General features: G+C 71.6%; 19 protein-coding genes and 1 pseudogene. 12 read left to right on the forward strand and 8 right to left on the reverse strand.

The genetic code is table 11. The features are described 5' to 3' along the window. The 8 genes and pseudogenes from A6A27_RS28065 to A6A27_RS28100 all read left to right on the forward strand — a co-directional run. Nucleotides 1–411 (forward strand): annotated as a pseudogene (locus A6A27_RS28065) (DNA polymerase III subunit gamma and tau); the annotation flags it as partial. A 108-nt stretch (nucleotides 412–519) separates the two neighbouring features. After that, nucleotides 520–828 carry a YbaB/EbfC family nucleoid-associated protein gene (locus tag A6A27_RS28070; RefSeq protein WP_018786541.1) on the forward strand — a complete coding sequence of 103 codons (309 nt, stop codon included), beginning with the start codon at nucleotides 520–522 and terminating at the stop codon, nucleotides 826–828. A gap of 8 nt (nucleotides 829–836) precedes the next feature. Further along, nucleotides 837–1,430 (forward strand): recombination mediator RecR, encoded by a 594-nt coding sequence (gene recR / locus A6A27_RS28075; RefSeq protein WP_073837647.1) that lies wholly within the window; start codon nucleotides 837–839, stop codon nucleotides 1,428–1,430. Between the two features lie 376 nt (nucleotides 1,431–1,806). Beyond that, nucleotides 1,807–3,477, forward strand: coding sequence for an ABC transporter substrate-binding protein (locus A6A27_RS28080; RefSeq protein ID WP_073837648.1), 1,671 nt, complete (start codon nucleotides 1,807–1,809; stop codon nucleotides 3,475–3,477). A gap of 90 nt (nucleotides 3,478–3,567) precedes the next feature. Beyond that, the gene (locus tag A6A27_RS28085) at nucleotides 3,568–4,575 is read left to right on the forward strand and encodes an ABC transporter permease (RefSeq protein WP_073837649.1); all 1,008 of its coding nucleotides are present in this window, start codon (nucleotides 3,568–3,570) and stop codon (nucleotides 4,573–4,575) included. Next, nucleotides 4,572–5,612, forward strand: a complete 1,041-nt coding sequence (locus A6A27_RS28090) for an ABC transporter permease (protein ID WP_083672938.1) — start codon at nucleotides 4,572–4,574, stop codon at nucleotides 5,610–5,612. The genes A6A27_RS28085 and A6A27_RS28090 overlap by 4 nt, the downstream gene beginning before the upstream one ends. Nucleotides 5,613–5,667: 55 nt before the next feature. Continuing rightward, a complete protein-coding gene (locus A6A27_RS28095; RefSeq protein WP_073837650.1) occupies nucleotides 5,668–6,654 on the forward strand; it encodes an ABC transporter ATP-binding protein in 987 nt (328 codons plus the stop codon). Beyond that, nucleotides 6,651–7,748, forward strand: a complete 1,098-nt coding sequence (locus A6A27_RS28100) for an ABC transporter ATP-binding protein (RefSeq protein WP_073837651.1) — start codon at nucleotides 6,651–6,653, stop codon at nucleotides 7,746–7,748. Before A6A27_RS28095 ends, A6A27_RS28100 begins: the two co-directional genes overlap by 4 nt. Before the next feature lie 108 nt (nucleotides 7,749–7,856). Here A6A27_RS28100 and A6A27_RS28105 read toward each other — a convergent pair whose 3' ends face one another. The 4 genes from A6A27_RS28105 to A6A27_RS28120 form a co-directional block, all read right to left on the reverse strand. Further along, nucleotides 7,857–8,297 (reverse strand): RNHCP domain-containing protein, encoded by a 441-nt coding sequence (locus A6A27_RS28105; RefSeq protein ID WP_073837652.1) that lies wholly within the window; start codon nucleotides 8,295–8,297, stop codon nucleotides 7,857–7,859. Nucleotides 8,298–8,311: 14 nt separating this feature from the next. Further along, nucleotides 8,312–8,641, reverse strand: coding sequence for an RNHCP domain-containing protein (locus A6A27_RS28110; protein WP_083672939.1), 330 nt, complete (start codon nucleotides 8,639–8,641; stop codon nucleotides 8,312–8,314). Nucleotides 8,642–9,010: 369 nt separating this feature from the next. Further along, complete coding sequence (locus tag A6A27_RS28115; protein ID WP_073837654.1) at nucleotides 9,011–9,439, reverse strand: hypothetical protein; 429 nt, start codon at nucleotides 9,437–9,439, stop codon at nucleotides 9,011–9,013. Beyond that, entirely contained in the window at nucleotides 9,436–10,080 is a 645-nt protein-coding gene (locus tag A6A27_RS28120) for an HNH endonuclease family protein (protein ID WP_073837655.1), read from the reverse strand. The genes A6A27_RS28115 and A6A27_RS28120 overlap by 4 nt, the downstream gene beginning before the upstream one ends. Before the next feature lie 109 nt (nucleotides 10,081–10,189). On the opposite strand from A6A27_RS28120, the gene A6A27_RS28125 reads away from it, so the two are divergent. Next, nucleotides 10,190–11,671, forward strand: a complete 1,482-nt coding sequence (locus A6A27_RS28125; RefSeq protein WP_073837656.1) for an MFS transporter — start codon at nucleotides 10,190–10,192, stop codon at nucleotides 11,669–11,671. A 120-nt stretch (nucleotides 11,672–11,791) separates the two neighbouring features. On the opposite strand, the gene leuA is transcribed toward A6A27_RS28125, so the two are convergent. Beyond that, nucleotides 11,792–13,543 carry a 2-isopropylmalate synthase gene (gene leuA, locus A6A27_RS28130; protein ID WP_073837657.1) on the reverse strand — a complete coding sequence of 584 codons (1,752 nt, stop codon included), beginning with the start codon at nucleotides 13,541–13,543 and terminating at the stop codon, nucleotides 11,792–11,794. A gap of 349 nt (nucleotides 13,544–13,892) precedes the next feature. Continuing rightward, entirely contained in the window at nucleotides 13,893–15,203 is a 1,311-nt protein-coding gene (locus A6A27_RS28135) for an MFS transporter (RefSeq protein WP_073837658.1), read from the reverse strand. A gap of 76 nt (nucleotides 15,204–15,279) precedes the next feature. Between A6A27_RS28135 and A6A27_RS28140 the strand changes: the two genes are divergently transcribed. Then, nucleotides 15,280–16,269, forward strand: a complete 990-nt coding sequence (locus A6A27_RS28140) for an ArsR/SmtB family transcription factor (protein WP_073837895.1) — start codon at nucleotides 15,280–15,282, stop codon at nucleotides 16,267–16,269. Between the two features lie 117 nt (nucleotides 16,270–16,386). Here A6A27_RS28140 and A6A27_RS28145 read toward each other — a convergent pair whose 3' ends face one another. Beyond that, a complete protein-coding gene (locus tag A6A27_RS28145) occupies nucleotides 16,387–16,917 on the reverse strand; it encodes a nitroreductase family protein (RefSeq protein WP_073837659.1) in 531 nt (176 codons plus the stop codon). Between the two features lie 85 nt (nucleotides 16,918–17,002). Further along, on the reverse strand, nucleotides 17,003–17,779 hold the full coding sequence (locus A6A27_RS28150) for a hypothetical protein (protein ID WP_241825501.1): 777 nt from the start codon (nucleotides 17,777–17,779) through the stop codon (nucleotides 17,003–17,005). A 247-nt stretch (nucleotides 17,780–18,026) separates the two neighbouring features. Between A6A27_RS28150 and A6A27_RS28155 the strand changes: the two genes are divergently transcribed. Together A6A27_RS28155 and A6A27_RS28160 are read left to right on the forward strand one after the other, a co-directional pair. Beyond that, nucleotides 18,027–19,292: an aspartate kinase gene (locus A6A27_RS28155; RefSeq protein WP_073837660.1), complete on the forward strand. Its 1,266-nt coding sequence runs from the start codon at nucleotides 18,027–18,029 to the stop codon at nucleotides 19,290–19,292. A gap of 6 nt (nucleotides 19,293–19,298) precedes the next feature. After that, the gene (locus tag A6A27_RS28160) at nucleotides 19,299–20,360 is read left to right on the forward strand and encodes an aspartate-semialdehyde dehydrogenase (RefSeq protein ID WP_073837661.1); all 1,062 of its coding nucleotides are present in this window, start codon (nucleotides 19,299–19,301) and stop codon (nucleotides 20,358–20,360) included. Nucleotides 20,361–20,494: the final 134 nt, after the last annotated feature.

Genomic DNA, 20,494 nt, shown 5'->3' on the forward strand with positions numbered 1-20,494 from the left:
CCGGCGGCTCCCGCCGTACCCAGGCCGGCCGGTCCGCCAACGCCGCCGCAGCCCACGGCGGGTGCGGCCGGCGGCGCGCCGGCGAGCAGCGCGATCGCAGCGGCCCGGGCGGCCGCGGCGGCCGCGGCGGCGGGTGGGCCGGGGAAGGGACCGCGTGCGGCACAGGCGGCCCCGAAGACCGCGGACGCCGACTGGGCGGGGGAGCCGCCCTACGACCCGGACTACGACGGGCCGGCGGGTGTACGCGCATCGACCGCCGCCCCCGTCTATGAGGGCTTCGATCCCGGCGACGAGCCGCTGGACGACGTGATCGACGAGCGGACCGCCCGGCAGTCCAGCGAGGAGCAGGCGGTGCAGCTGCTCCGGGAGGCGTTCGGCGCCGAGAAGATCGACGAGGTGGACGCGCGCTGAGCGCGGGTCGACCGCCGAGGAGCAGTGCCGCCGCCCGACTAGGCTGGGCGCGGCCGAACAGTCGAGTGCGAGAAGGAGCCATCCGTGCGCCCAGGTGGACAGCCGAACATGCAGCAGATGCTGAAGCAGGCGCAGAAGATGCAGCAGCAGATCGCCAAGGCTCAGGCCGAGCTGGCCGAGGCGGAGCTGACCGGCACCGCGGGCGGTGGCCTGGTCACCGCCACCGTCGCCGGCACCGGTGAGCTGAAGGCGATCAAGATTGATCCCAAGGCGGTCGACCCGGAGGACGTGGAGACGCTGGAGGACCTGGTCGTCGCCGCGGTGCACAACGCCGCCGAGGCGGCCCGGGAGCTGACCGAGCAGAAGATGGGCCCGGTCGCGGGCGGGATGGGCGGCCTCGGCCTGCCCGGGTTCTGAGCCGGCAGATGTACGAGGGTGCCATCCAGGACCTGATCGACGAGCTGGGCCGGCTGCCGGGCGTGGGCCCGAAGAGCGCCCAGCGGATCGCGTTCCACGTCCTGTCGGCGGATCCGGCCGACGTGAACCGGCTGGCCGGTGCGCTGCGCAAGGTCAAGGACCTGGTGCGGTTCTGCACCACCTGCTTCAACGTGGCCGAGTCGGAGCAGTGCCGGATCTGCCGGGACCCGCGGCGTACCGACGAGGTGCTCTGCGTGGTGGAGGAGCCGAAGGACGTGGTGGCGATCGAGCGGACCGGCGAGTTCCGGGGCCGCTACCACGTGCTGGGCGGGGCGATCAACCCGCTGGAGGGGATCGGCCCGGACAACCTGCGGATCCGCGAGCTGATGACCCGGCTGGGCGGGGGCGGGGTCCGCGAGCTGATCCTCGCCACCGACCCGAACACCGAGGGCGAGGCGACCGCGACGTACCTGGCGCTGATGGTCAAGCCGATGGGCATCGCGGTGACCCGGCTGGCGAGCGGCCTGCCGGTCGGTGGCGACCTGGAGTACGCCGACGAGATCACCCTCGGCCGGGCGTTCGAGGGGCGTCGGGCGATCTGAGCGCCTGCTCCGGGCACGGAGGTGGTGGCGGCGGGCCGCTTGCCCGGCCGGCGCCACGCCTCCGGCCCCGCCCTACTCGGGCCCTCACCCGCGTTACGGCACCGATGGTGCCGTAACCGGAATGTGGGATGAGTGCCGTTCGACGCACTGCCGGCCGACCAGGGCGATTTGCGGGGATACGCCCGATCCCGCCATCTGCTCACGGCTGTGACAGTCCTGTTTGTCGCGAGATAGGTCCCTGTCAGACCGGCGGCTTGGTGTCGGCTTGATAGAGATTGCCTAACGGGCGTTCCGCTTCTGTGTGTCGTGTCATAGCCTCCCGCACACGGACTGAGCCACAACTTCGGCGTGGACAGGCGCATGACAGAGGTGAGAGATGCAGGCGAGCAGGCGTAAAGCGGCCGTGGCCCTCGCGGCCGCAGCCGCTCTGGCGGTCGGGGCGTCCGGCTGCGCCAAGAGCGAGCGCGACGGTGAGAGCGGTGGGGCCAAGACCGGCGGCACCTTCGTGTTCGCGGGTGCCGGTGACCCGAAGAACTTCGACCCGATCTTCAACGACGACGGCGAGTCCTTCCGCCCCATCCGGCAGATGTTCGACACCCTGGTCACGCACAAGCCGGGCACGGCGGACCTGGTGGGCGGCCTGGCGGAGAGCTGGGAGCACGACGCCGAGGGTAAGGTCTGGACCTTCAACCTCCGCAAGGGCGTGAAGTTCCACGACGGCACCGCGTTCAACGCCGCGGCGGTCTGCTTCAACTTCGACCGCTGGTACAACATGAAGGGCGCCGCGGCCCAGGCGAACATGATCTACTACATGGACGTCTTCGGCGGTTTCGCCAACAACGAGGTTGAGGGTGCCGGCAAGGCGCTCTACAACAAGTGCGAGGCCAAGGACGACAACACCGCCGTCCTCACCCTCAACCAGTACAAGGGCGCTTTCCCCGGCGCCTTCGCGCTGACCTCGCTGTCGATCGCCAGCCCGGACGCGCTGAAGAAGTACGACGCCGACACGGTCAAGCAGAACGGCGACTCCTTCGAGTACGGCGCCTTCGCCAACGAGCACCCGGTCGGCACCGGCCCGTTCACCTTCGGCGGCTGGGACAAGGCCAAGGGCGAGATCACCCTGAACCGGAACGCCGACTACTTCGGCGACAAGGCCAAGGTCGACAAGCTGATCATCAAGGTCATCAAGGATGAGAACACCCGCAAGCAGGAGCTGCGGGCCGGCACCGTCCAGGGCATCGACTTCCCGGCCCCGGCCGACCGCAAGGCGCTGGAGGGTGAGGGCTTCAACGTCATCAACCGCCCGGCGTTCAACATCCTCTACCTGGGCATCAACCAGAAGAACCCGAAGCTGAAGGACCTGCGGGTGCGTCAGGCGATCGCCTACGCCCTCAACCGTCAGCAGCTCGTCCAGACCAAGGGCCCGGGTGGCACCAAGGTCGCCGACGAGTTCATGCCGGACACCGTGCTCGGCTACGCGCCGGACGTGCAGAAGTACGACTACAACCCGGACAAGGCCAAGCAGCTCCTCAAGGAGGCGGGCGCCGAGGGTCTGACGCTCAACTTCTTCTACCCGACCGACGTCTCCCGGCCGTACATGCCGAACCCGCAGGAGATCTTCACCGTCCTCGCCAACGACCTGCAGGCCGTCGGCATCAAGGTCAACGGTGTGCCGCGCCCGTGGAACGGTGGCTTCAAGGACGACGTGCAGACCTTCGGCAAGCAGGACCTGCACATCCTCGGCTGGACCGGTGACTACAACGACCCGGGCAACTTCGTCGGGACCTTCTTCGGCCGCGGCAAGATCGAGTTCGGCGACCAGGCGATGACCGAGATGTTTGACGCCATCACCAAGGCCGACGGCACGGTCGACGAGGCCGGCAAGAAGGCCGCCTGGGAGCAGGTCAACCGGGACATCGCCGCCAAGTGGCTGCCGGCCGTGCCGGTCTGGCACGCCCCGCCGGCCATCGTGGTCACCAAGGATGTCAAGGGCATGGTGGCCAGCCCGTTGACCGACGAGCGGTTCAACAGCGTCAGCGTCGGCTGACACCGCCACTGACGCCGTACGCGGAATCGGCCCGGGCCGGGCTTCCCCGGCCCGGGCCGACCCGCTGTTATCGAGAATCTGGTGTGAGAGATGTTGCGAGTCATAGTCCGCCGCCTGCTCCAGCTGGTGGTGACCCTGATAGCGCTGTCGGCGCTCATCTTCATCTGGCTGCGGAACCTGCCCGGCGGTCCGGTCGACGCGCTGCTCGGCGAGCGGGCCACCCCCGAGACGCGCGCCCTGCTGACCAAGGCGCTCGGCTATGACCAGCCGATCATGGTGCAGTACGCCAAGTTCATGCAGCGGGTGCTGACCGGCGACTTCGGCAACTCGATCCGGACCGGCGACGCGGTCACGGAGGTGATGGGGCGGGCCTTCCCGGCCACCATCGAGCTGGCCCTGGCCGCCATGATCATCGCGATCGGGTTGGGCGTACCGCTCGGTTACCTCGCCGCCCGCTTCCGGGGCCGGCTGCTGGACAACCTGAGCATCGCCGGCACCCTGCTCGGCATCTCGATCCCGATCTTCTTCCTGGGCTACCTGCTCAAGGACGTCTTCACCCAGAACATCCACTGGTTCCCGCCCTCTGGGCGGATCAGCACCGGCGTGGACAACACCAACATCACCGGGTTCTTCCTCCTCGACAGCCTGCTCACCCGGGAGTTCGACGTCACCGCCGACGCGCTGTGGCACCTGATTCTGCCCGCGTTCACCCTGGCCACCATCCCGCTGGCGGTGATCGTCCGAATGACCCGGGCCAGCGTGCTGGACGTGCTCAACGAGGACTACGTCCGCACCGCGGAGGCGAAGGGCCTGCGGCACAAGACCATCCGGGGCCGGCACGTCCTGCGCAACGCCCTGCTGCCCGTGGTCACCACCATCGGCCTGCAGACCGGGGCGCTGCTCTCCGGCGCGGTGCTCACCGAGAAGGTCTACAACTGGGGCGGCCTGGGCACGTTGATCACCGACTCGATCAGCGGCGGCCGCGACTACCCCGTGCTGCAGGCGCTGATCCTGCTGGCCGCGCTGGTCTTCGTGGTGGTCAACCTCCTCGTCGACCTCTCCTACGCCGTCATCGACCCGAGGGTGCGTGTGCGATGAGCGACCCGATCACCCGGCCCGGGGTGGCCGCCCCCCGCGACGGCGCCGACCCAACCGGCACCAGCGAACGGCCGGCGAGCGCGACCGAGCGCGGCATCGGCCGGCTCGGCGACCGGAAGAAGGCGCGGCTGGACGAGCTGGCTCGCGCCAGCGCCGACAAGGGTGGCGTGAGCCTCGTCCGGGACGCCTTCCGCCGGCTGCGGCGCAACCCGGTCGCCATGTTCGGCGCGGCCATCGTCGCGGTGTTCGTCCTGGTGGCGATCTTCGCGCCGCTGCTCGCGCCGCACGACCCGGCGCAGCGTTTCGACGAGCTCACCAAGAACCTCACCGTCGACAGCATTCCCGGGGCCAGCAGCGATTTTCCCCTCGGGTCGGATCCGCTCGGCCGGGACTTCCTGTCCCGCCTGATCTACGGCAGCCGGCAGACCCTCTTCGTCGGCGTGTTCGCCACGCTGATCGGGCTGGCGCTCGGGGCGCTGATCGGCGCCGTCGCCGGCGCCTTCGGCGGCTGGGTCGACAACATCCTGATGCGGCTCACCGACGTGATGCTGGCCCTGCCGGCTCTGCTGCTGGCGATCAGCCTGGTCGCCATGGCCAGCCGGTCGAGCCAGTGGACGGTGATCCTCGCGGTGGCCATCGTCAACGTGCCGATCTTCGCCCGGCTGCTGCGCGGCTCGATGCTGGCCCAGCGGGAGAGCGACCACGTGCTGGCCGCCCGGGCGCTCGGCGTGAAGCAACGGTCCATCGTGCTCCGGCACATGCTGCCCAACGCGATGACCGCGGTGATCGTGCAGGCCACGCTGACCCTCTCCACCGCGATCCTGGAGGCCGCGTCGCTCTCCTTCCTCGGGCTCGGCGACCCGGACATCAACCGGGCCGAGTGGGGCCTGATGCTCGGTGTGGACGGCGTCCGCTACTTCGAGGTACGGCCCGAGCTGGCCTACTACCCGGCGTTGGCGATCATCGTGGTCGCGCTCGGCTTCACCCTGCTGGGTGAGGGCATGCGCGATGCGATCGACCCGAAGAACCGGCGGTGACGGCGATGCGTGGGACCAGCACGACCGCCGCCGATCGGCGAGAGGAAGTGACCCGATGAGCCTGCTCGACGTACGCGATCTGAGCGTGGTGTTCCAGCGTCGCGGTGAGCAGTCGTTCACCGCGGTCGACAAGGTCAGCTTCAGCGTGGAGCCCGGGCAGACCGTGGGCCTGGTCGGCGAGTCCGGCTGCGGCAAGAGCGTGACCAGCCTGGCGATCATGGGCCTGCTGCCCCGGCGCGGCAACAAGGTCACCGGCGGGGTGCTCTTCGACGGCACCGACCTGCTCCAGCTCCGCCCGAACGACATGCGGGACCGGCGCGGCCGGGACATCGGCATGATCTTCCAGGACCCGCTCTCCTCGCTGAACCCGGTCGTGCCGATCGGCGTCCAGGTCGCCGAGGTGCTGGAGCGGCACCGCGGCATGGACCGCAAGGCGGCGCTGAAGGAGGCCCGGGAGCTGCTCGACGCGGTCGGCATCCCCGACCCGAACCGGCGGCTCAAGGAATATCCGCACCAGATCTCCGGCGGCATGCGGCAGCGCGCCCTGATCGCCATCGCGCTGGCCTGCAAGCCGCGGCTGCTGATCGCCGACGAGCCGACCACCGCGCTGGACGTGACCATCCAGGCGCAGATCCTCACCCTGCTCAAGCAGCTCGTCGACGAGACCGGCACCGCGCTCATCATGATCACGCACGACCTGGGCGTGGTGGCCGGCCTCTGCGACACGGTCAACGTGCTCTACGGCGGCAAGGTGGTCGAGCGGGCCGCCCGGCACGAGCTGTTCGCCCGGCCGCGGCACCCGTACACGCACGGGCTGCTCAACTCGGTGCCGCGGCTGGACTCGCCCCGGGGTGAGCCCCTGCACGCCATCCGCGGCTCCGTCGCCGACAACATCCCGTGGGCCGAGGGGTGCGCCTTCGCCCCCCGCTGCAACAACGTGGTGGACGCCTGCCTGGAGGGCACGCCTCCGCTCGAATCCACCGCCACCGGCGGCGACCTGCGCTGCAACAACCCCGTTTCCGAGGAGGTGGCGGTGCCGTGACCGAGCGGACCGGACCACTGGTCGAACTGCGCGACGTCAAGGTCCACTTCCCGATCAAGAGCGGCGTGTTCATCGACCGCACCGTCGGCTACGTGTACGCCGTCGACGGCGTCTCGCTGTCGATCAACAAGGGTGAGACGTACGGCCTGGTGGGCGAGTCGGGATGTGGCAAGTCCACCCTCGGGCGGGGCCTGCTGCGGCTGGTCGAGCCCACCGCCGGCGAGATCGTCTTCGACGGCACCGACATCCGCTCGCTCAAGGGCGAGTCGATGCGCCGGGCCCGCCGCCGGATGCAGATGATCTTCCAGGACCCGCTGTCCAGCCTCGACCCCCGCCAGTCGGTGGAGTCGCTGCTGGTCGAGGGGCTCAAGGCGCACGGCCTGGCCGGCGACAAGGCCGCCACCACCAAGAAGCTCCGGGAGGCGCTGGCCGCGGTCGGCCTGCCCGCCTCCGCACTGAGCAAGTACCCGCACGAGTTCTCCGGCGGCCAGCGGCAGCGGATCGGCATCGCCCGGGCGCTGGTGCTCGACCCCGACCTGATCGTCGCCGACGAGCCGGTGTCGGCGCTGGACGTGTCGATCCAGGCCCAGGTGCTCAACCTGCTGGAGGACCTGCAGAACGAGCGTGGCCTGACGTACCTGATCATCGCCCACGACCTGGCGGTGGTCCGGCACATCGCCGACACGGTGGGGGTGATGTACCTCGGTGGCCTGGTGGAGGAGGCGTCCAGCGACGACCTCTACCGCGAGCCGATGCACCCGTACACCAAGGCGCTGATGTCGGCGGTGCCGGTGCCGGACCCGGTGGTGGAGGACCGCCGGGAGCGGATCCTGCTCGCCGGTGACCTGCCCTCGCCGACGAACCCGCCGGCCGGCTGCCGGTTCCACACCCGCTGCCCGTGGGCCCAGCCGACCCGCTGCGCCGAGGAGCGGCCGGCGCTGCGCGAGGTGCTCAGCGGACACCGGGTGGCCTGCCACTACGCCGAGGACATCGCCGCCGGCCGGATCCGGCCGCACGAGGTGGAGCCGGAGCTGGTCCGGCCGGACGAGGGCGCGGCGCCGGGCGACCCCGGCGAGCTGATCCCCACACTCTGACAACTTGTCATCCGGCCCGGACGGGGCGCCCACCGGGTCGGCCACCGGCCACATTGCGAACCGGCGGGTGGGCCCGGACTGGACGTCCGGGCCCACCCGCCGATCGCGTCATTCGGGGGGTACGGCCAACTGGATCCGCAACGGCGACCCGAGATGGCGGATCGCCGTGACGGCCAGCCTGGTCAGCGCCAGTGCGTTGTCGTCCCCAGCGGCCCGGTTCGAGCCAAGGTCGCCGCAGCCGACGCAGCGGTGGATGATTACCCACTCGCCGTCGCCGCGAACGGCGATCGAGATGGGTTCCATCCGGGCACGGCAGGTCGAGGCGCGGTCGCCGGGGCAGGACCGGTCGACGTGCTTGCTGCTCAGACAGTTCGGGCAGTGATTACGGTGTGCCGTGCCCGGGGCGGACATCGACACGTCGAGGCGACAGTGCAGGCACCGAAACGACTCGCCGTACTCGTCGCGGTTCCTGCCGTGCATCCGTTTCTGGCGTTGCGCTCGGCCGTGCGGCTGTCGCCGCCCCGGTCGCTGATGGTTCCGGCGTGGCATGGCGGAACCCCTGATCAACCCGCCGCCCAGAGGGCGCCGAGATGCTCCAGCGGGAACGGTGGCTGGGCGAGTGGCCGGACCGCGAGGCGGATGAGGAGCAACTGGTTGTCATCCGGTTCGATGTGGTCATCGGCGAGCTCGGAGCAGCCGGTGCAGCGGTGGATGAGCGTCCAGTCGCCACCAAGCAGGACCGCGACCGAGATCGGTCGCATGCGGGCGCCGCACCTATCGTCGGTCCCGCGCGGTTCGCGCATCGTGGTGTGTCTGCTGGTCAGGCAGTTGGGGCAGTGGTTTCGGATGCGGCTCGAAGGGGTGTTCGTGGAAACGCTGATCCCGCACCGCATGCAGCTGAAAACGGCAGGGAGCGGGGAGCCGTTCTTATCGGAGGACAAGTGGTATCTCCTGGCGAGAGCTTCCGAACGGGTCAGGAAACGCGCCGAGCGATGATGCTCGGCCTCGCGGGGAGACTCACTGCCGGTGAACGCCGGTAGTGGAGATGGGTCAGCGGCAGGAGCCTTCGCCGAGGCGACAACATGCACTCGGCGCTGACCAGGGCGTACACCATGCTCCAGCGGGTTGGGCGGTACTTGGGCTCACCACGCGAACGATGTTCGTGGAGTTGGCGCGAACACGCAATCCATTTGTCGCGTACGCCGGCCGGCCGCACCCGCACCCGCCCCGACCAGCCAGCTCGCAGCCACGACGAGATCGGGTCAGCCCTCGGGCCGGTTGAGCAGGGCCACCGCGATGGTGTGCACGGCGTCCAGCCCGGCCGGGTCGGTCAGCGGTGCCCGGCCGCCGGTCACCGCGTACCACTCGTCGGCGTCCTTGTACTGCACGGACAGGGTGACCTGGCCGCCGGCGAGTTCGGTACGCAGGGTCAGCTCGCCGGTCACCACACCGACCTCGTCCGTCATCACCCCGCCCGGGCCGGCCGTGATGTCGGTGATCCGCTGCTGTGGCCCGGCCGGCGCGCCCCCGGTGGGCGCTCCCGAAAGGGCGTCCGCGGACATGCCCGCCCCGGACACGTCGGCGGGGGCGGGCGGAGTGCCGTCCGCGGACATCCCGGCCGTGGCCGGCCCCGTCGGCGTCCCGCCGGCCGCCGCGTCCGCGCCGGTGGCGTCCGCCTCACGCTCGCTCATTTGCAGCCCTCCAACATGTCGGTGAGGGTGGCCTTCTCGGCACTGGTCACCGTCAGCCGCCAGTAGTGCTTGACCGTCACCCAGTCCGCAGCGTATTGGCACCAGTACGACCGGTTCGCCGGCTTCCATTGGGACGGGTCCTGATCACCCTTTGCCCGGTTGGAGCGCGCGGAAACCGCCACGAGCTGCGGCCGCGTCAGGTCGTTGGCGAAGTCGCCGCGCTTCGAGTCGTCCCACTCGTCCGCGCCCGAGCGCCAGGCGTTGGCCAGCGGCACCACGTGGTCGATGTCCACGTCGGCCGGGTCGGTCAGGACCAGTCCGTCGTACCGGCTCTCCCAGTGGCCGCCGACCACGTTGCACCCGGAGAGCTTGATGCTCGCCCCGTCCCGTTGCAGCACGCTGTCCCGCACGTCGCAGTTCTTGCCGGTGCCCCGCCAATGCGGGAAACGGGTCCGGCTGTAGCCCTTCATCGAGCCGGCGGCGGCGACGGTCAGCTCGTCGAGCTGCTGGATGGCGTTGCCGGCGCCGCTCGGCGCCGCGTCCGGCTCGTCGACGACCGGCACGCAACCGGCCGAGACGAGGGCGAGCGCCGCGGCGAGCGCGGCCGCCAACCCGGTACGGACCAATGCTCTCCTACGCACAGACGACACCTCTCCAGCTTGCGGGCTCCCGGCGAGTCCGCACAGTACCCCGGCCCCGGTTTCTGTGATTCGTGGCGTCGCGTGGGGGTGCCGGGCAGAGTGGATACCCATGACGGCACCTGCTCCCGCGCTCCGGACCAGCAACGCCGCCGGGCGGGGCACCCTGTTCGCCACGATCCTGGCCTCCGGCATGGTCTTTCTGGACAGCACGGTGGTCAATGTGGCGCTGCCCCACCTCGGCTCCGCGCTGCACGCGACCGTCGCCGATCTGCAGTGGACCGTCAACGGCTATCTGCTGATGCTGGCCTCGTTCGTCCTGCTCGGCGGTGCGCTCGGCGATCGGTTCGGCCGCCGGCGGCTGTTCCTGCTCGGGGTGGCGTGGTTCGCCGCGGCCTCCGTGCTCTGCGGCCTGGCCCAGGGGACTGGCTGGCTGATCGTGGCCCGGGTCCTCCAGGGCGCGGGCGGGGCGCTGCTGACCCCGGGCTCGCTCTCCGTGCTCCAGGCCAGCTTCCACGCGGACGATCGGGGCCGGGCGATCGGCATCTGGTCCGGGCTCTCCGGGGTCTCCACCACGCTCGGCCCGCTGCTCGGCGGCTGGCTGATCGATGCGCTCTCCTGGCGGTGGATCTTCTTCATCAACCTGCCGCTGGCGGTCGGTGTCGTGCTCGCCGCGCTGCGCTGGGTGCCGGAGAGCCGGGACGAGACCGCCTCGCGTACCGGCGGCGGGCGGCGGTTCGACATGACCGGCGCGTTGCTCGGCGCGCTCGCCCTGGGCGGGGTCACGTACGCCCTGATCGATGCCCCGGCGCGCGGCGCCGGCTCGCCGGCGGTGGTCGCGGCGGCGCTGGTCGGGGTGGTCGCGGCGGTGCTCTTTGTGCTGGTCGAACGACGGCGCGGGGACAGTGCGATGCTCCCCACCGGCCTCTTCTCCAGCCGGCTCTTCTCGGTGCTGAACGTCTTCACCGTGGTGGTCTACGCGGCTCTCGGCGGTTTCACGTTCTTCCTCGCCGTGTATCTGCAAAACGTCGTCGGGTGGTCGGCGCTGCTCACCGGCCTGGCCACCGTGCCGATGACGCTGCTGCTGCTGGTGGGCTCGCCCCGGGCCGGCGCGCTCTCCGCCCGGATCGGTCCCCGGCTGCCGCTCACCGTCGGCCCGTTGGTGGCGGCGGTCGGCCTGCTGCTGTTGCGCCGGGTCGGCCCGGGCGCGTCGTACTGGACCGATGTGCTGCCCGGGGTCGGCCTGTTCGGGGCGGGGCTGACCCTGGTGGTGGCCCCGCTCACCGCCTCGGTGCTGGCCTCGGTGGCCGACCGGTTCGCCGGGGTGGCGAGCGGGCTCAGCAACGCCGCCTCCCGGGCGGGAAACCTGCTGGCGGTGGCCGCACTGCCCCTGTTGGTCGGACTCTCGGGCACCGGCTACGAGCAGAAGGCGGCGCTGACCGGGGCCTTCCGGGCGGCGATGTTCTGGTGTGCCGGCCTGCTGGTGGTCGGCGCCGCGATGGCCGGGATGCTGATCCACCGGCCGCCCAGGAAGGCGCCCGGCGGCCAGCCGTGCCCGTCGCTGCCCGCTTCCACCCCGCCCGACAAGCGGTAAGGACGGACCGTTTCTCGACGTCTTCAGTGGCGGAAGGGGCTGTCAACGGCCGGTCGGGCCGGCGTGCGGGAAGGGTCCCCGCTGGTGCCCGAGGCACCAACCGGGGACCCTTCGCGCCACTCAGTTGCGGGCGCGGTTGACCGCGCTGGTGACCGCCTTCACCGAGGCGGTCACGATGTTCGGGTCCACCCCGACGCCCCAGACCGTGCGCCCGTCCACCTCGCACTCCACGTACGCGGCGGCCTGCGCGTCCCCACCCGAGGAGAGGGCGTGCTCGTGGTAGTCGAGCACGCGCACCGCCACGCCCAGGGACTGCAGCGCGTTGACGTACGCGTCGATCGGGCCATTGCCGACCGCGGTGAGCGGGCGGACCTCGCCGCCGAAGCCGACCTGGGCCTCGATCTCGACCTTGCCGTCGGCGGTGCCGATGGCGTAGCTGGTCAGGGTGACCGCCGGGTCGACCTGGTGGTCGACCAGGTAGTTACGGGCGAAGATCTCCCACATGGTGGCCGGCTCGACCTCACCGCCGTCGTGGTCGGTGACCTGCTGGACCACGCCGGAGAACTCGATCTGGAGGCGGCGCGGCAGGTCCAGCTGGTGCTCGCTCTTCATGATGTACGCGACGCCGCCCTTGCCGGACTGCGAGTTGACCCGGATCACCGCCTCGTAGGTGCGGCCCAGGTCCTTCGGGTCGATCGGCAGGTAGGGCACGGCCCAGGTGAACCCGTCGACGGGCACGCCGGCCGCGGCGGCGTCGGCGTGCAGCGCGTCGAAGCCCTTCTTAATCGCGTCCTGGTGCGAACCGGAGAAGGCGGTGTAGACCAGGTCGCCGGCGTACGGGTGCCGCTCGTGCACGGGCAGCTGGTTGCAGTATTCAACCGCCCGCTTGACCTCGTCGATGTTCGAGAAGTCGATCATCGGGTCGATGCCCTGCGAGAACAGGTTCAACCCGAGCGTCACCAGGTCGACGTTGCCGGTGCGCTCGCCGTTGCCGAACAGGCAGCCCTCGATCCGGTCCGCGCCGGCCAGCAGGCCCAGCTCCGCGGCGGCCACGCCGGTGCCCCGGTCGTTGTGCGGGTGCAGGCTCAGCACCAGGCTGTCCCGCCGGGGCAGATGCCGGTGCATCCACTCGATCGAGTCGGCGTACACGTTCGGCATGGCCATCTCGACGGTGGCCGGCAGGTTGACGATCAGCTTCCGGTCCGGGGTCGGGTCGACCACCTCGATGACCTTGGCGCAGACCTCCAGCGCGTACTCCAGCTCGGTGCCGGTGTACGACTCCGGCGAGTACTCGTAGTGGATATCGGTGTCCGGGGTGTGGATCTCCGCGTACTTCTGGCAGAGCCGGGCGCCGGTGGTGGCGATGTCGGTGATGCCGTCCCGGTCCAGGCCGAAGACCACCCGCCGCTGCAGCGTCGAGGTGGAGTTGTAGAAGTGCACGATGGCCCGGCGGGCGCCGCGCAGCGACTCGAAGGTCCGGTCGATCAGGTGCTCCCGGCACTGGGTGAGCACCTGGATGGTGACGTCCTCCGGGATCAGGTCCTGCTCGATCAGCTGCCGGACGAAGTCGTAGTCGGTCTGGCTGGCCGAGGGGAAGCCGACCTCGATCTCCTTGTAACCCATCTGCACGAGCAGCTGGAACATCCGGCGCTTGCGCTCCGGCGACATCGGGTCGATCAGCGCCTGGTTGCCGTCGCGGAGGTCCACCGCGCACCAGCGCGGCGCGGCCTCGACCCGGCGGGTCGGCCAGGTGCGGTCCGGCAGGTCGAGGCGGAACTGCTGGTGGTACGGCAGGTAACGGTGGAACGGCATCCGGCTGGGGCGCTGCCGGGCGATCGGGTCGGTCTCAGCTTCGGTGGCGGTTTCAGCCATCTCAGAGTGCTCCCTGGGGCATGTGGCGTCAGCAGATCGGAAGGTGTCGGCGAGATGCCGGGCGACGTTGCCGGGCGGTGCCGAGAGAAAGTTCGGATGTGCTGGACGGCGCGGTTCAACTCCGCGACGAGGTGCCGGCCGGTCAGGCCTCGTCGCGGCAGCCAAGGAGAAGGTGCGCCTGCCACATGACAAGGTGACCCTACGTGATCACAAGGCCCGGTGGTAGGTGGGTCCGTCATGTGAGACGTGGATCCCAGCCACCGCCGTGCCACGGGACAGCGTCCGCGCCCGGGCTCGGGGACGGATCCAGGATCGCTCGACGACCCCAGGCGCGCTGCCCGGCCCCTGATCAACCCGGTACCTGGGTGGGCGTGTCGGCCTCTGGTCCACTCACCGCCCGGGCGCCCGGCCCGACCGGCGCGGTCTCGCCGAGACGGGGGCGGCGGGCCGCCCAGCCGACCAGTGGCACCGCCGCGACCGCGGCGCCGGCGAAGAGCGCGGCCATCGGGAACCAGCCCCAGCCGCCGGTGGTGACCCCGAGCGCGGTCAGCCCGGCCGGGCCGGCCAGGTACTGGAGCTGCCCGCCGAGCCGGAACGCGCCGACGTAGGCGCCCCGGTGCGCGGCCGGCGGAAGGGTGCTGGTGATCCCCCAGGCACCCGCCGACTGGACCAGCTCGGCGAGGGTGAGCACCACCGCCGCCACCACCAGCACCACGATCGTCAGCACCCCACCGGTCACCGCCGAGATCGGCAGGACCAGGCAGAACAGGGCGATCAACAGGCCGCCGACGCGCAGCGCCCGGCCGGCGCCGGCCACCGTGTCGGCGCCCCGGCTGGCGCGTACCTGGAGCAGCACCGCGAGGATCGTGTTGAGCAGCACCAGCGCCGCGATCAGGACGCGCGGTGCGTCGGTGTGGCTGAGCACCCAGAGCGGCAGCACCACCAGGTAGAGCGTTCCGTGCGCGCCGAGCAGCCCGGCCAGCAGGGACACCGCCATGAACGGCCGGTCGCGCAGCACGGCGAAGCGACTGGGCCCGTCAGCCGGTGCGGCTGCGACCGGCACCCGCGGCAGCCGGTGCACGAAGATCGCGGTGACCAGCAGCATCGCCCCGTTGAACCAGACCATCCCCCGGTACGCGGCCAGCGTGTCCACGGCCAGCACCACGCCGCTGATCACCGCGCCCAGCCCGAAGCCGACATTGAGCGCCGAGCGCTGGTAGGCCAGCGCGGTCACCCGGTCCTCCGGGGGGAGCACGTTGATCGAGTAGACCTGCCGGGCCACCCCCGTGGTCGCGTCCACCACGGCCAGCGCGACCACCACGGCCAGGAACCCGGCGAAGCCGCCCACGAACGGGTACGCCCCGAAGAGCGCCGCCTCCGCCAGCATGCCGACCAGCCACACCCGCTGCGCGCCGTACCGGTCGGTGACCGCGCCGAGCGGGACCGTGCCGAGCAGCGATACCCCGGCGGCCAGCGAGAGGCCGAGTCCGACCTGGGTCGGGCTGAGCCCGAGCGCCCGGGTGAAGAAGACCGCGCTGCCGGCCTGGAAGAGGCCGTGGCCGACGGCGTACACCATGGCCTGCACGGCCAGGGCGCGGGTCAGGCCGGCGGGCGGTACGACGTGCCGGACGGCGATGCGGATGGTGTCCCTGGCCCCCATGAGCGTCGAGCAAACCGTGCCCCCCGCGGCCCGGTCGAGCCTTTTAGGCTGAGCCGAATCCTCGACGGGGGTGGTGATGTCACAGCTGCGGTTCGGTGCGGCCGACGTAGCGGGGGTACGCCTCGCCATCTCCCCGGTCGGGGAGACCGTCTCCAGCATGTGGGCGCTGGACGACCCGGTCCGGCACGCGGTGCACCTGCCCTGGATCGACCCGGCCCGGGCGACGCTGCGCCGCCCGGACATCGCGGTCCGGGTCCGGCCACTGGTCGAGCTGACCCGGCCGCGCCGCTGGCTGCCCGACTTCCTCACCCCACCGGCGGCCCGCCCCGACGTCGAGCTGGCGGAGCAACTCGAACAGATCGCCGCCACCCCGCCGGATGTGGTGGTCCGGGACCTGCTGGCCACCGCGCCGAGGCGCCCGCTGAGTCCGTTCGGGTGGGCTCTGCTCAACGACCCCCGTGGCCTGCTGCCGCAGCTCGTCACCGCCCTGCGGGTCTGGTACGACGAGGCGATCGCCCCGGACTGGCCGCGGATCCGCGCGCTGCTGGAGGCGGACATAGCCCACCGGGCCGCCCTGCTCGCCGACGCCGGCGCGGGCCAGTTCTTCGGCCAGCTCCACCCGACTCTGCGCTGGCTCGGCGACTGCGTAATCAGCGATGATCCGTGGCGGCTCGACTTCGACCTGGGCGGGCGAGGGCTGGTGCTCAACCCGGGGATCTTCACCGACCGCCGGGTGCTATGGAACCTGTTGGAGGACTCGCCGCCCGCCGGGACGTACCCGGTCCGGGCGGTGGGGACGCTCTGGGAGGTGTCCCCCGTGCCACCCGGCGACCCGCTGGCCCGGGTGGTCGGGGCGGGCCGGGCCGCGCTGCTCAGCCTCCTCGACACCGCGGCCACCACCACCGACCTGGCCCGCCGGGTGGGGATGTCCTGCGGCAATGTCTCCCAGCACCTCTCCGCGCTGCTCGCCGCCGGGCTGATCACCCGGACCCGGCAGGGCCGGCACGTCCTCTACCGGAACACCGAGGCCGGCATGGCCCTGCTCCGCGCCAGCCGCGGTGGCTGACCCGCCCCCCGCCCGGCCCGGTTTTGCAAGATCGTGCTCGATCCTGGATCGAGTGGCATCCCGGTCACTCCGAGGGCACTACTTCCTGGTTCGAGCACGATCGCGGCGCGGCGCGGCTCACCGGAGGAGGAGCGCGGCGAGGGGGCGGCGGCGGCGCAGCGCGGTCTCCCGGGCGCGCAGCTCCGCGGGGAGCGCGTACGGGTCGCCGAGGCGGCCGACGGCCGCCACCACCAGTGGCCGGATCCCGGGTGCCAGATCCAGTTCGGTGGCGAGGCCGGCCCGGTCGAAGCGGGTGAGCTGGTGCACGTGCAGGTCGAGCGCGCTGGCCTGCACGGTCAGGTGGGCGACCGCCTGGCCCAGGTCGTACGCGGCGCGTTCCGGGTCGCCGCCGGTGTGTGCGCCGACCACCAGCGCGGCGGCGTGCCGGGCCCAGGTCTGGTCGTGCTCGGGGAGGTTGACGAGGATCCGCTTCCAGGTCTCGTCCTCCCGGTGCCCCAGGGCGAACCGCCACGGCTGCGCGTTCCCGGCCGACGGCGCCCAGCGGGCGGCTTCCAGCAGCGAGGCGGCATCGTCGCCGGTGAGCTCCACCTCCGGGTCGAAGGCGCGGGGACTCCAGCGGAAGGCGAGCAGCGGTGTGAGGTCGGCCATGGGGTAGAGCGTCCCGGATGGGCGTTGGATGCCCCCGACCGGGCCGGTCAGATGTGGCTAAGAGCACCTGTAACGGACAATAGGGTCAAGGCGTTTCCGGGCTCGGGCCGACGGTGGGCGAGTCGGTGCCGATCGGCTCGCCCTCGGTGACCGGGCCGGCCAGCCGCACGGTGGCCGGGGCCGGGCCGGGCTCGCCGGCCAGCTTCAGGGTGCCGAAGGCAGCGTGGACGGCGGTCGGGGTGCCGTCCGGCCGGTAGCAGTAGATGCCCACGTCCAGCGGAGCGTTCAGCGACGCGGAGGTCGACTCGACCGAGTAGCACTGGCCGCTGATCCCGGCCGGCGGCGTGGCCGGTGACACCGCGAGCGGGGCCCGCCGGTCGGTGAGCACCTCCAGCGAGTCGGTGAACGGGTGTTGCACCCTGATGTCCTGCTTCCGGGGCACGGCGTCGTCCGGCTCGCCGAGACGTACGCAGCTCGTCGGCTCCGGGCGGCCGGCCGAGGGCAGCGCGCACTGGAACAGCCCCTCGGCGGTGGCGGCGAGCGACACGTCGACCGTGCCGCCAAGCCCCCAACCGGGCACGTCCACCCGCCAGGTGCCGTCGTTCGCGCTGGTCACCGAGACCGTCCGGGCCGAGCCGTCCGGGCCGGTCAACGTGTAGGTGGCGGTGAGGTGCCGGTCCTGGGCGGCGGCCGCCAGGGCGGCCAGCTCGTCGCGGGCCGCGTCCACCTCCGCGGGCGCCGGGTCGGTGGCGCCGGGTGGGACCGGCTCCGGCGGGCTGGCGGTGCAGGCGGCCAGCAGTGCCGGCAGGACGATCGCCGGGACGCCGGTCAGTCGCCGGGCCGTGCGGAGGTGAGCGTGCACCGGGACATTCTGCGGTGCCGGACGGGCTGGCGGAGCCCGCCGTACGTCTGTTCCGCCGGCGTGTCGCGGGCCCGCCGGCGGGGTGTCCGGCGCTGGTGAGCCGCCCCACGCCGGGCCGGATGGTGGGATCACCCGGCCCGGTGACGCGCGCCGCCCGATACCCTGAGGAGGTCTGACAAACGCCGCCGGACCGGAATCCGGCGGCGTCGGCACGCTCAGGGTCGTCGCTGGGAGGGAGTGCGCCGTCGTGGCACTCGTGGTGCAGAAGTACGGCGGGTCCTCCGTCGCCAACGCCGAGCGGATCAAGCGCGTGGCCGAGCGCATCGTGGCCGCCCGCAAGGCCGGCGACGACGTGGTCGTGGTGGTCTCCGCGATGGGGGACACCACCGACGAGCTGCTCGACCTGGCCAACCAGGTCAGCCCGCTGCCGCCCGGCCGCGAGCTGGACATGCTGCTCACCGCCGGGGAGCGGATCTCCATGGCGCTGCTCGCCATGGCCATCCACAACCTCGGGTACGAGGCCCGCTCGTTCACCGGATCGCAGGCGGGCGTGCTCACCACCTCGGTGCACGGCAAGGCGCGGATCATCGACGTCACCCCGGGCCGCCTCAAGGGCGCGCTGGACGAGGGCGCAGTGGTCATCGTGGCCGGCTTCCAGGGCGTCTCGCAGGACACCAAGGACGTCACCACGCTGGGCCGGGGCGGATCGGACACCACCGCCGTGGCGCTCGCCGCCGCGCTCGACGCGGACGTCTGCGAGATCTACACCGACGTGGACGGCGTCTTCAGCGCCGACCCGCGGATCGTGCCGAACGCCCGGCACATCAAGCACATCACCTACGAGGAGATGCTGGAGCTGGCCGCCTGCGGCGCCAAGGTGCTGCACCTGCGCAGCGTCGAGTACGCCCGGCGCGCGGGGTTGCCGATCCACGTCCGTTCGTCATACTCGACCAACACCGGCACGATGGTCACCGGATCGATGGAGGACCTTCCTGTGGAACAGGCACTGATCACCGGGGTCGCCCACGACCGCAGCGAAGCGAAGATCACCATTGTCGGGGTGCCCGACGAGCCGGGTGCCGCCGCGCGGATCTTCGACACCGTGGCCGGCGCCGAGATCAACATCGACATGATCGTGCAGAACGTGTCCACCGAGGGCACCGGTCGCACCGACATCTCGTTCACCCTGCCCAAGACCGACGGCCCGACCGCGATGGCCGCGCTCAGCAAGATCCAGGACGTGGTCAAGTTCAAGGGCCTGCTCTACGACGACCATGTCGGCAAGGTCTCCCTGATCGGCGCCGGCATGCGCTCGCACCCGGGCGTCGCGGCCGGCTTCTTCGCGGCCCTCGGCGCGGCCGGCGTGAACATCGAGATGATCTCCACCTCGGAGATCCGGGTGTCCGTGGTGTGCCGGGACACCGACCTCGACAAGGCGGTCCGGGCCATCCACGACGCCTTCGATCTGGGCGGCGAGTCCGAGGCCGTGGTCTACGCGGGCACCGGGCGGTAGCCGGCCATGCCGTCGCTGCCCACCCTCGCCGTGGTCGGGGCGACCGGTGCCGTCGGCACGGTGATGTGCCAGCTGCTCTCCGCCCGGCGCAACGTCTGGGGCGAGATCCGGCTTCTCGCCTCCGAGCGTTCGGCCGGCCGGCAGGTGCAGTGCCGGGGTGAGCTGCTCACCGTCCAGGCGCTCAGTCCCGAGGCGTTCGACGGTGTGGACGTGGCGATGTTCGACGTCCCGGACGAGGTCTCGGCCGAATGGGCGCCGATCGCGGTCAGCCGGGGTGCGGTCGCGGTGGACAACTCCGGCGCGTTCCGGATGGACCGGGACGTCCCGCTGGTGGTGCCGGAGATCAACCCCGAGCAGGTCCGTAACCGGCCCAAGGGGATCATCGCCAACGCCAACTGCACTACCCTGGCGATGATCGTGGCGGTCGCCCCGCTGCACCGCGAGTACGGGCTGCGGGAACTGGTGCTCGCGTCGTACCAGGCGGTGTCCGGGGCGGGGCAGGCCGGCGTGGACACGCTGCACGCCCAGCTCGGCAAGATCGCCGGGGACCGGGTGCTCGGCTCCCGTCCGGGCGACGTGCGGCAGGCGGTCGGCGACGAGCTGGGTCCGTTCCCGGCCCCGCTCGCGCTCAACGTGGTGCCGTGGGCCGGCTCGCTGGCCGACGGCGGCTGGTCGTCCGAGGAGCTGAAGATGCGCAACGAGTCGCGCAAGATCCTCGGGCTGCCCGACCTCAAGGTCTCCGCCACCTGCGTACGGGTGCCGGTGGTGACCGGCCACTCGATCGCCGTGCACGCGGTCTTCGCCACCGAGGTGGATGCCGAGGGTGCCCGGGAGGCGCTGCGCAACGCGCCCGGCGTGATCCTGGTCGACGACCCGGCCGCCGGCGAGTTCCCGATGCCGATCGACGCCGTCGGTACCGACCCGTCCTGGGTCGGCCGGATCCGCCGCGCCGTGGACGACCCGCGGGCTCTCGACCTCTTCGTCACCGGCGACAACCTGCGCAAGGGCGCCGCCCTCAACACCGCCCAGATCGCCGAACTCCTCGCCGCCGAACTCACCCGCTCCTGACCCGGCCCGGGGCGCCGTCAGCGTCGGCACTGGCGGGCGACGACCGGCCGGCAGCGGACGCTGGCGACCTCGCCGAAGTGGGGTGGATCAGGGGGCGGGGGATGCCGCCACTGCGCCGAGGTGGAGCGGATCGC

It is taken from the genome of Micromonospora sp. CB01531 (assembly GCF_001905095.1).
Taxonomy (GTDB): Bacteria; Actinomycetota; Actinomycetes; order Mycobacteriales; family Micromonosporaceae; genus Micromonospora.

Coding starts and splice junctions, on each gene's coding strand:
- A6A27_RS28070 (WP_018786541.1), top strand. CDS start 520: ATGCAGCAGATGCTGAAGCAGGCGCAGAAGATGCAGCAGCAGATCGCC.
- recR (WP_073837647.1), top strand. CDS start 837: ATGTACGAGGGTGCCATCCAGGACCTGATCGACGAGCTGGGCCGGCTG.
- A6A27_RS28080 (WP_073837648.1), top strand. CDS start 1,807: ATGCAGGCGAGCAGGCGTAAAGCGGCCGTGGCCCTCGCGGCCGCAGCC.
- A6A27_RS28085 (WP_073837649.1), top strand. CDS start 3,568: ATGTTGCGAGTCATAGTCCGCCGCCTGCTCCAGCTGGTGGTGACCCTG.
- A6A27_RS28090 (WP_083672938.1), top strand. CDS start 4,572: ATGAGCGACCCGATCACCCGGCCCGGGGTGGCCGCCCCCCGCGACGGC.
- A6A27_RS28095 (WP_073837650.1), top strand. CDS start 5,668: ATGAGCCTGCTCGACGTACGCGATCTGAGCGTGGTGTTCCAGCGTCGC.
- A6A27_RS28105 (WP_073837652.1), bottom strand. CDS start 8,297: ATGCCACGCCGGAACCATCAGCGACCGGGGCGGCGACAGCCGCACGGC.
- A6A27_RS28110 (WP_083672939.1), bottom strand. CDS start 8,641: ATGCGGTGCGGGATCAGCGTTTCCACGAACACCCCTTCGAGCCGCATC.
- A6A27_RS28115 (WP_073837654.1), bottom strand. CDS start 9,439: ATGAGCGAGCGTGAGGCGGACGCCACCGGCGCGGACGCGGCGGCCGGC.
- A6A27_RS28125 (WP_073837656.1), top strand. CDS start 10,190: ATGACGGCACCTGCTCCCGCGCTCCGGACCAGCAACGCCGCCGGGCGG.
- leuA (WP_073837657.1), bottom strand. CDS start 13,543: ATGGCTGAAACCGCCACCGAAGCTGAGACCGACCCGATCGCCCGGCAG.
- A6A27_RS28135 (WP_073837658.1), bottom strand. CDS start 15,203: ATGGGGGCCAGGGACACCATCCGCATCGCCGTCCGGCACGTCGTACCG.
- A6A27_RS28140 (WP_073837895.1), top strand. CDS start 15,280: ATGTCACAGCTGCGGTTCGGTGCGGCCGACGTAGCGGGGGTACGCCTC.
- A6A27_RS28145 (WP_073837659.1), bottom strand. CDS start 16,917: ATGGCCGACCTCACACCGCTGCTCGCCTTCCGCTGGAGTCCCCGCGCC.
- A6A27_RS28160 (WP_073837661.1), top strand. CDS start 19,299: ATGCCGTCGCTGCCCACCCTCGCCGTGGTCGGGGCGACCGGTGCCGTC.